We start from the raw sequence: 8,892 nt of genomic DNA on the forward strand, positions 1-8,892 counted from the left end.
GAAGCATGTCCCCGGCTGACGACTACTCCGTGCTCGCTTCCTCCCCGGCGGCCGCCGCGATCCTGACCGCGCTGGTCACCTCGGGACCGCAGAGCCGGGTCAGCCTGGCCCGCAAGCTCGGGCTCTCCTCGGCCGCCGTGACCAAATCGGCCCGCCCCCTGATCGACGCCGGATATCTCAGCGAGCTCGACGCCACCGAGCGCACCGGCCCCGGCGCCGGCCGCCCGGCCAGCCCGCTCACCGTGCGGGCCGACCGCGAGTTCTTCCTCGGCGTCAAGCTCACCGGCGACGAGCTCATCGGCGTGGTCTGCGACCTGACGGCGAAGATCCGCGCGGTGTCCCACCGCCCGCTGAGGTCATCGGCCGTGGTCGACGTGCTGGCCGAGATCACGGCGATGACCGGGGAACTGCTGGACGGCCCCGGCAACTACCGCGAACGCACCCGGCGGCTGGGCCTGGCCGTCTCGGGCGACGTCGACCGTGCGTCCGGCCTGGTCCGCTACTCCCCGTTCCTGCGCTGGCGCAACGTCCTGCTCGGCAAGCTGGCGGCCGCCGCCACCGGCCTGGTCGTCACGGTCGAGAACGACGTGAAGGCCCTCACCACGGCCGAGCACTGGTTCGGCGAGGGCGCCGGCGCCGACTCGTTCGCCCTGGTCACGGTCGGCCAGGGCATCGGCTGCGGCCTGGTCGTGAACGGCCGCCCGGTCTCCGGCTCCCACGGCGTGGCCGGCGAGATAGGCCACATCAGCGTCGACGCCGCCGGCCCCCAATGCCATTGCGGCAGCCGGGGCTGCGTCGAGGCCATCGCCGGCACCTCCTACATCGTGGCCGCCGCCGGCACGTCGACCATCGACGAGGCGGTAGCCCAGGCCCGAGCCGGCGACCCGAGGGTGACGGCAGTCTTCGCCCGGGCCGGCGAGGCGATCGGCCTGGGCATCGCGGCCGTGGCCAACCTGGTCGGCCCGGCCCACATCGTCGTCTCCGGCGAGGGCTTGTCGGCGTACGACCTCTTCGAACCCCACATCCGCTCCGGCTTCGAACGCCAGGCCTTCGGCGCCGCCGCCGACTGCCCGCTGTCCATCCGCCCCCTCCCTTTCGAGGAGTGGGCCCGGGGCGCGGCCGCCGTCAGCATCCAGTCCCGCCTGGTGCCCCTGGCCTGAGGTGCGCGTCGGGTGGGCGACTGCGCGGCCGGGTCCTGCTGTGCGACGATCCGGAATCCATCGTCTGCGAGGCGCAGCGTGATGAAAGCTTTGGCCGAACTCATCCCGCAGGTCTTCTTCGACATTCTCGCGAGATATGTCCCGGGGCTCGTCCTGTTCGGGTCCTGGATCCTGCTGCTCGGCCAGGACGAGTGGCGGGCTCTGCTGAGCACAGTCGTCGGTGGCCGGCTCGACGACGGCAACGCGCTTCCGGCGGCGACGCTGGTTCTGCTCTTCGTTCCCTTCGTGGCCGGGTACGTGATCGCGCCGCTGGCGAAGATCGTCCAACGATGCAATGAACGCGGTTGGTCGCTGCCTCCGCTACCGAGTCGTGCCGTCTACGAGGACGGCGGCCAGAAGTGGCGCCCGAAATACTGGTGGGTGCTGAACGACAAAGACGCGGGAAAGGGATACGACTGGCTCCGGAGGAACGCTCCGGAGGCGGGAGCTCTCTCGGCGAAGATCCGGGCGGAGTTCACCATGCACAACGCGCTGGCGGTCGCCTTCCTGGCGATCGCCGTGATGGCCGTCGTCGCCCGGGAGTGGGGATGGGCGGTCGCGAGCGCCCTGACCGCCCCGCTGATGGCCTATCGCGGAGCGACAACCGAGAAGACCTACTTCGGCACCACCCGGAAGCTCTGCGCGAATTCTCCCTCCCCTGCGATCACCCTGAAGCCGCCGCCGCGCCTGATCTGGCTGATTCCCGGTGACAAGCGTGAGTATCCACTGTGGGAGGACGGCAAGGGCTGGCTGGATGTGCGGGAGTTGAGGCCAAGCCTGAAGCACGAGCACGTGCTCTCCGACGTCGCCGACTGGGCTCCGGGAAAGGCGCGCCCCTACCGTGACGGCAGAAAGCTGGCGCGCGAGCTCGAGCATGAGGCCGAACCCGCGTTCGTGTTCCTCGTACCAGGATCGTTCTGGCGCCTCAAACGCTGAGGCCCGCTTCCCGCCGGGCGAACCGGGGGAAGCGGGCCCGCGTGTCTACTGTTCGGCGGCGGCCCGGTCGCGGGCCACGCGGACGAGCTCGAGCAGGCCGTTGGCGTACTCCTGGGACTCGGCGTGGGCCTCGTCGAACGGGGGCTGGAAGCCGACGCCCTCCCACTGCTGCGTGGTCTCGTTCCAGCGGTCGTTGCCGACCTCGAAGTCCCAGGCGTCGATGCCCAGCTCGTAGTAGAGCTGGTCGGCCGAGTTGCCGGCGGCCGAGTAGAGCACGTCGGCGACCGGGCCCGTGTACGAGGGCCAGGTGACCGTGCCGCGCTCGGTGGCGATGGCGCCGACGATGCGGCGGGCCGAGTCGAGGAAGAACTTCGACTCGTCGATCGACGGGCGGGGCAGGGTGACCCGGCCGTCGGCCTTGTAGGCGCCGGGCGGCCACATGAAGTAGCCGCCGTAGCTGTGCACGTTCATCGCCAGGTTGATGTTCGGGTGGGCCTTGGCCAGGGCGATCACGTTGCGGGACTCGGCCTCGGACAGCTCGGCCGTGCCCGCGTACGTGCCGGACAGGCAGTTGGCGCTGGCCCCCACGTAACCGTCGAAGTAGGAGCCGACCGTGTAGTTGCGGTTGACGTCGACGCCCCACGAGTTGCGGTAGCGCGGATCGCGGGTGGCTCCGGCGCAGTGGTTGACCAGGTTCTTGCGCTGGAAGTTGAAGTCGTTGAACGAGTAGTTGGCGCCGTCGGGGTTGACGGTCGGAATGATGAAGATGTCCACGTCGTCGACCAGCTGACGGGTGGCCGGGTCGGTGGCGTAGTTGGCGAGCAGCCGCTCGGCGAACTCCAGGGTCACCAGCGGGGTGGCCCACTCGCGCGCGTGTTCCTGACTGTAACTGAGCACGCCGGGCTTCGAGCCGTCGCGCGTCTTGCCGATCCGCAGCGCCTGAACCGTCCACGGGCCCTTCGGCACCTCGGTGCCCTGGAGGCCGTCGTCGAGCCGGGCCGGGCCGGCGACCGGCATGGGCAGGCCGGCCGAGCCCTCCTCGACCACGGCGCGGAACCGCTGCGGGTAGCGAGCCGAGATGAACGCCGCGACGTCGTCGGTGGTGCTGATCGTCTTGCCTGTGGTGTCGGTCGCGAGACGTACGGTGAGAACCCGGTCTTTGTATGTCGCCGAGAGTGGCCGGTTGGCCGCGCCCGGATCGACGGTGCGGACCTGGACGCCGTTCATGCCCTGATCGCCGAAGGCGACCGACTCGACGATGACGGCCGCCGCGTTGGGATCGCCGAGGTACGCCACCGCCGTACGCCGGTAGCCCTGGGTCTTGTTGGGCAGGTTGATGACGTCGACGAGCTTCGGATACTGCCGGGCCAGGCGTTTGATGCGGGCCTTGATGTCGACCGGCGTCATGTACGCGTCGACGAAGTCCTTCTGGTATCCGGCCGGCAGCGGGGGCGGGGTCGCGCCCGGCCAGACCGCCGGGGTGATCGCCCGGGAGGTGCCGCCGAGGCTCGAGGCGGCGGTCACCTGCACCGGCTTCGCGGGCATCGGCTGTGGCAGAGCGTAGTGGTACTGGTATTCACCCGAGTCCTCGAAGCGGACCAGGGGGAACGATCCGGTGGCGCCGTCGGCCGTACGCCAGGTGACCGTGATCTCGACGTCGGGGTCGTCGGTGGCGGTGGTCGCGACCTGCGTTTGCAGGAACGTCTTGCCGTTGCTGGTCCACCAGTAGGCCTGGAGGAAGTGCAGGGTGTCGGCCTGCGCGGCGAGCCGGGTCGCGCGGGCGGCGCCGCTCGACCCGCGCTGGATCACCTGGAGCGGCTCGGCGCCCTGAGCGGTCAGCGCGGCCAGCCGGGCGTCGTCGACCACGATGTCGGCCAGGACGGCGCCATTCTGCGTACGGGGGCGGGCGGCCAGGTCTTCACCGCCGGCGACGAGGCGTTGCAGCATCGCCTCGTTCGGCAGGCGGAAGCGGATGAGCGCCGGTTCGCCGGGGTCGAGCGCGACGGCGGCGGGCGGCGCCGCCTCGGCCGCTCGCGGGACCGGCAGGACGATCAGGACAAGGGCGGCGGCGACGGCCACCCAGCGAGGACGGAACGACATCGAACCTCCTGCTTCATCGAAGGATGTCGCTCCTCACCTCACCTTCCACATAGTCGGTTGTCAATTGAACACGGCGACCAGGAAGTCGCTGTCCGGCCCGAAGGGGCGCAGATCCCAGGTGCTCAGCATGAGGTCCGGCCGCAGCCCGGCGGCCGCCGCGTCGCGGTGGAAGTCGTCGAACTCGTACCCGCGCCCGGCCCCGAAGCCGATCACCGCGCGGCCGCCCTCGGCCAGATGCTCGCGGAACCGCTCGAGAATGGTCCGGCGGGTCGACGGCGCCACGAAGGTCATGACGTTGCCGGCGCAGACCACGACGTCGAAGGTCGCCTCCAGCCGCAGCTCGGACAGGTCACCGACCGTCCAGGTGGCCTCCGGGTGATCCTTGCGGGCGGCGGCGATCAGCTCCGGGTCGAGATCGACACCGGCGACCTCGTGCCCCAGCTCGGCCAGGTGACCACCCACCCGTCCCGTGCCGCAGCCGGCGTCCAGGATCCGCGCGCCGCGCCCCACCATCGCGTCGATCATCCGGGCCTCGCCGTTCAGGTCCACGCCGCGGGCCGCCATGTCCTCGAACCGCTTGATGTACCACTGCGAATGCCCCGGATTCTCGGCGATCTGCCGGAGCCAGAGGTTCTCCTGCTCGCTCATACCAGTACCTCCCCCATGATCAGGCCATACCAAGGTATTACCCCACCAGGGACCAAAGTCCCTGGGCGCCCGTCCGGCCCGCTCGATAGCGTCCCGAACGATGGGGTGAGCACGCTCATCCTGGCGGCGGCGGTGCTCGTGGCGCGGCCCGGCGGTCGTGCTCTACGCCCCCGCGTTCGCGGTGCTGATCGCCGTCAACCGTTCCTGCTGGTCCTGCTCTACCTGACCGGCACGATCCTCTACGTCAAGACCATGATCCGCGAGCGGGACAGCGAGTCCTACCGGGCCGCTTCGATCATCTACCACGCCGTGGCCCTGGCCGCCGTCGTCACCCAGGGCGTCATTCCGGCCGCCGTCTTCGCCCTGCTGCTCCTGCGCGCCTGGCTCCTGCCGGGCCGCGGCCTGGTTCCTCAACAGGTCGGCCTCTTGGAGATCGCGGCCAGCATCCTGGTGCTGGTGGCAGCGGTCACCTGACCGCTGCAGCATGCGCGGCCAGCCTTGTGGCGAGGGCGGTGACCAGGGCCCGGAGCTCGGCCGGCTCCTCGATGACGAAGGGGCAGTCGAGGGCGGCCAGCGCTCCCGGGATCCAGTCGAGCCGCTCGGCGCGGATCTCCACGTCGTGCCAGGAGTCCTCGGCCGCGGTGACGACGGCCAGCGCGGCCGGGAAGCGCGCCCGGATCCGCTCCGCGGTCGCCTGGATCCGCAGCCGGACCCGGTGGCGGTACTCGGCGCGGGCCAGGCCGGTCAGCACCTCTTCCGCCGGGTCGTATCCGGGCGGCGGGTCGAAGGTGCCGGGCAGCGGGCGTACGTCGGTCATCCGGTCCAGCCGGAACGTGCGCTCCTCGCCGATCGCCGGGTCGGTGCCGCGGGCGTACCACCGGCCCGAATGTGCGACCAGGCCGTACGGATGCAGGGTGCGTTCGGTGCGCTGCCCGTTCCCGGCCGTGTAGCGGAAGGTCAGCGGCCGCCGGTGGCGCACCGCGTCGGCCACGGCCAGCAGGGTCGCCGTGTCCGGGGTGGCCGGGGCGCGCTCCGTGGCCGTGAAGCTGAGCGTCTCGAGCACGCTCTCCACCCGGCGGCCGAGCCGCTGCGGCAGCACCCGCCGGATCTTCGCCGCCGCCGTCTCGTCGGCCGCCCCGGTCATCCCGATCAGCCCCGCCCGGCGACCCGCGACCAGGCCGAGCAGCACCGCGAGGGCCTCGTCGTCGCTGAACATCAGGGGCGGCACCCGGTAGCCCCGCGCGAGCCGGAATCCCCCGTAACGCCCCCGCACCGACTCGACCGGGATGTCCAGCTCGACGAGATGCTCGACGTAGCGCCGCACCGTCCGCTCGTCCACGCCGAGCCGGTCGGCCAGCTCGGCCGCCCGCCGCACCCCGCCCGACTGGAGCAGCTCCAGCAACGTGAGCACCTGAGCTGTCGGCCGCGCCACACGGCCGACTATACCGGGCGGAATCTGCCCGGTATCAGCTCTAGCGTCACGGCCATGAACCTCATCTCCCTGCGCGTCATCACCGCCGACATCGCCCGCCTGGTCGCCTTCTACGAGCAGGCCACCGGCACCCCGGCCACCTGGTCGACCCCCGACTTCGCCGAGATCACCACCGAGGGAGCCACCCTCGCCATCGGCAGCGAGCGCACCGTGCCGCTGTTCTCCCCCGGCTCGGCCCACGCCGCCGACAACCACTCAGTCATCATCGAGTTCCTGGTCCCCGACGTGGACGCCACCCACGAGAAGCTCCCCGGCGCCGAGACCGTCGCCCCGCCCACCACCATGCCGTGGGGCAACCGCTCCCTGCTGGTCCGCGACCCCGACGGCAACCTGGTCAACTTCTTCACCCCGGTCACCCCCGCCGCCAAGGCGAAGTTCAGCGTCCCGGCGTCCACTCCTGCCACACGCCAACATCACTGAAACCGAGGCGGCGGTAGAGACGAAGCCCCTCCGGCGTCGACTGCAAGGTCGCGTGCGTCTCGCCCCGACCGCGCGCGTCCTGCAGGGCCCGCGTCATGACGGCTCGCCCCAGACCGCGCCGCTGAAACTCCTCACGGGTGGTCACGAACGAAACGTTGGCGACCGAGCCCGTGGTCATCGTGATCGCCCAGTCGTTCCGTTCCAGGCCCGCAGGTCCAGCACCATCGGCACGGTGCGCTCGTCGCGCTGGTAGCCGGCCGACTCCAGCGCGCGATCCAGGCCGGCCTGCGGTTCGCGCACCCACACCGCGTGGTGACGGCCGGCGAAGACCTTTCGAATGCGGCTCAGCCCCTCAGGCGTACGCAGCAAAGCGTTGCACAGCGCCGGATGCGAGTGCGCCATGGTGACCGCGCCGGCATCGACCGCCACCTCCCCCACCGGATCCACCGAGGCCAGCTGCCGCCACGACTCGATCAGCGAGGCCTCGTGCAGCGCGAAGAGATCATCAGACACGCCGCCGACCGTAGCCAAGGGATGGAGGGCATCACGTCCCAGGCCAGCTCCAACACCGCCGTGCCTACCGCTGGCGAAGGAGTCGCGAAGCTCAACGGCAAAGGATTCGGCAACCGGCCAGGTACGCCGGACCGAGGCATCGAGCCGCGACATCCGGTCTCAATGTGCTCTGTCGTCATCCACGTTGGTCCTCGCGATAGATGTATGCCGGACTGACGGCTCCAAGCGGAGGATGGGCCGTCAGCCGTTCTCCGGACTGGACAGTGCAAGACAAATTGACCATGATGGTCACCTGACGGCCAGGCAGCAGATAACGGTACAAATTGGGCGGCGCAGCTTGAGATTCCAGACCAGCGACCCGGATATCGCGACCGTATTCAGGCGCATTGAACGGAAGACCATTGACCTGCAGCCCGACTTCCAGCGGGGAGAGGTTTGGAGCGTCAGCAAGAAACAACGCCTGATCGACACCATCCTCCGAGGGTGGCATGTGCCACCGATCCACCTGGTGGCGAAAGGCGAGGGTAAGTTTGATGTCCTCGATGGCCAGCAGCGCCTGACCGCCATCCGCGACTTCATGCAAGGGCAATTCACCGTCGACGGACACATCGAACCTCATGTACCTCAGTTCGCTCAGTACGACGGACGCCGGTTCGCCCAACTACCGATGGGCGTTCAGGATCAATTCGAGGCTTTCGCCATCCGAGTCTTTGAGCTCCATGACTATACCCCAGAGGAACCGCACGAGCTGTTCTTCCGCTTGAATCAGCCCATGACGCTGACGGAGGCCGAGAAGCGGAACGCGTTCATTGGAGCTGCACGCAATCAGGTCAAGGACCTCGTAGAATGGGCAAGCGCTCGAGGGATGTCGTCGGAGCGCCTGGGCTTCTCCAACGCCCGCATGGCATACGACGATCTTCTTGCTCGGCTACTTCTCACCATTGAACAAGGCAAGCTGACAGAAAAGGTAACCGCGCTCCGAATAACCACTCGATATCGCGACACGAAGCCATTTTCCGATCGGACGATGAGCCTCGCGAAGGACGCGATTGACTGCTTCCTGAAAGCACCCACAAGCGATGATAGCGGTCGGCGCCTGAAGTGGAATAAAGCCACTATCCATACCTGGCTCTGCATGGCAGCGAAGCTTGCATTCGAGGAAAAACTGCCGAACTATTCTCACGCACTTTTCGAAACGATCAAGATCGTGGAGAGCTGGCGCCTCAAGCGCAATGGCGCTTCTTTAAGGTGTTTGGGCTGGTAGGGGTTTCACCCGGTGGAGGGTGATGGTGTGTTCGACGTGGCGGGCTGGGGGTCGGTCGCCGCGGGAGGGGTAGCGGCGGCTGTAGCGCTTGGTGGCGCGGGGGCTTGATCTGCCGGGTCGGTCGTGGACGCGGCGGCCGAGTTCGTGCCAGGCGTGTTCACGGGCTTGTTGCAGGTGGTGAGGGGGGAAAATCCGCCGTTATCCGGGACACGGAGCGGCGGGCGGTGTTGCGGGCGCGCAGGAAGCTGATCCGGTCGGGGTCGACGCGGTGGTGTCGGGCGGCGTCGGTGACCAGGTCGGCGAGGGCTTGATAGAGACAG

10 protein-coding genes are annotated in these 8,892 nt (G+C 69.1%); 5 read left to right on the forward strand and 5 right to left on the reverse strand.

Annotated elements, in window-relative coordinates:
* The first annotated feature begins 5 nt into the window (after positions 1–5).
* Entirely contained in the window at positions 6–1,160 is a 1,155-nt protein-coding gene (locus CRP55_RS29780; RefSeq protein ID WP_097323696.1) for an ROK family transcriptional regulator, read from the forward strand.
* A gap of 90 nt (positions 1,161–1,250) precedes the next feature.
* A complete protein-coding gene (locus tag CRP55_RS29785) occupies positions 1,251–2,135 on the forward strand; it encodes a hypothetical protein (RefSeq protein WP_179855383.1) in 885 nt (294 codons plus the stop codon).
* 45 nt (positions 2,136–2,180) lie between these two features.
* Here the strand turns inward: CRP55_RS29785 and CRP55_RS29790 are convergent, their stop codons facing one another.
* Positions 2,181–4,235 (reverse strand): M14 family zinc carboxypeptidase, encoded by a 2,055-nt coding sequence (locus CRP55_RS29790; RefSeq protein ID WP_097323701.1) that lies wholly within the window; start codon positions 4,233–4,235, stop codon positions 2,181–2,183.
* A 60-nt stretch (positions 4,236–4,295) separates the two neighbouring features.
* Complete coding sequence (locus CRP55_RS29795; RefSeq protein ID WP_097323703.1) at positions 4,296–4,883, reverse strand: class I SAM-dependent methyltransferase; 588 nt, start codon at positions 4,881–4,883, stop codon at positions 4,296–4,298.
* 105 nt (positions 4,884–4,988) lie between these two features.
* Between CRP55_RS29795 and CRP55_RS29800 the strand changes: the two genes are divergently transcribed.
* Positions 4,989–5,357 carry a hypothetical protein gene (locus CRP55_RS29800; protein ID WP_097323705.1) on the forward strand — a complete coding sequence of 123 codons (369 nt, stop codon included), beginning with the start codon at positions 4,989–4,991 and terminating at the stop codon, positions 5,355–5,357.
* Here CRP55_RS29800 and CRP55_RS29805 read toward each other — a convergent pair.
* Positions 5,350–6,315, reverse strand: a complete 966-nt coding sequence (locus tag CRP55_RS29805; protein ID WP_097323708.1) for a helix-turn-helix transcriptional regulator — start codon at positions 6,313–6,315, stop codon at positions 5,350–5,352. The genes CRP55_RS29800 and CRP55_RS29805 overlap by 8 nt on opposite strands.
* 54 nt (positions 6,316–6,369) lie before the next feature.
* On the opposite strand from CRP55_RS29805, the gene CRP55_RS29810 reads away from it, so the two are divergent.
* Positions 6,370–6,795 carry a VOC family protein gene (locus CRP55_RS29810; protein WP_097323711.1) on the forward strand — a complete coding sequence of 142 codons (426 nt, stop codon included), beginning with the start codon at positions 6,370–6,372 and terminating at the stop codon, positions 6,793–6,795.
* On the opposite strand, the gene CRP55_RS56300 is transcribed toward CRP55_RS29810, so the two are convergent.
* Entirely contained in the window at positions 6,752–6,973 is a 222-nt protein-coding gene (locus tag CRP55_RS56300) for a GNAT family N-acetyltransferase (RefSeq protein WP_097323714.1), read from the reverse strand. The genes CRP55_RS29810 and CRP55_RS56300 overlap by 44 nt on opposite strands.
* Positions 6,970–7,308, reverse strand: a complete 339-nt coding sequence (locus CRP55_RS53320) for a hypothetical protein (protein ID WP_179855385.1) — start codon at positions 7,306–7,308, stop codon at positions 6,970–6,972. The genes CRP55_RS56300 and CRP55_RS53320 overlap by 4 nt, the downstream gene beginning before the upstream one ends.
* Before the next feature lie 232 nt (positions 7,309–7,540).
* Between CRP55_RS53320 and CRP55_RS29820 the strand changes: the two genes are divergently transcribed.
* Positions 7,541–8,572 carry a DUF262 domain-containing protein gene (locus tag CRP55_RS29820; RefSeq protein WP_179855386.1) on the forward strand — a complete coding sequence of 344 codons (1,032 nt, stop codon included), beginning with the start codon at positions 7,541–7,543 and terminating at the stop codon, positions 8,570–8,572.
* The last annotated feature ends 320 nt before the right edge of the window (positions 8,573–8,892 follow it).

The sequence above is a fragment of the Paractinoplanes atraurantiacus genome, assembly GCF_900215205.1.
Taxonomy (GTDB): Bacteria; Actinomycetota; Actinomycetes; order Mycobacteriales; family Micromonosporaceae; genus Actinoplanes; species Actinoplanes atraurantiacus.

Coding starts and splice junctions, on each gene's coding strand:
- CRP55_RS56300 (WP_097323714.1), bottom strand. CDS start 6,973: ATGACCACGGGCTCGGTCGCCAACGTTTCGTTCGTGACCACCCGTGAG.
- CRP55_RS29820 (WP_179855386.1), top strand. CDS start 7,541: ATGGGCCGTCAGCCGTTCTCCGGACTGGACAGTGCAAGACAAATTGAC.
- CRP55_RS29795 (WP_097323703.1), bottom strand. CDS start 4,883: ATGAGCGAGCAGGAGAACCTCTGGCTCCGGCAGATCGCCGAGAATCCG.
- CRP55_RS29810 (WP_097323711.1), top strand. CDS start 6,370: ATGAACCTCATCTCCCTGCGCGTCATCACCGCCGACATCGCCCGCCTG.
- CRP55_RS29780 (WP_097323696.1), top strand. CDS start 6: ATGTCCCCGGCTGACGACTACTCCGTGCTCGCTTCCTCCCCGGCGGCC.
- CRP55_RS29790 (WP_097323701.1), bottom strand. CDS start 4,235: ATGTCGTTCCGTCCTCGCTGGGTGGCCGTCGCCGCCGCCCTTGTCCTG.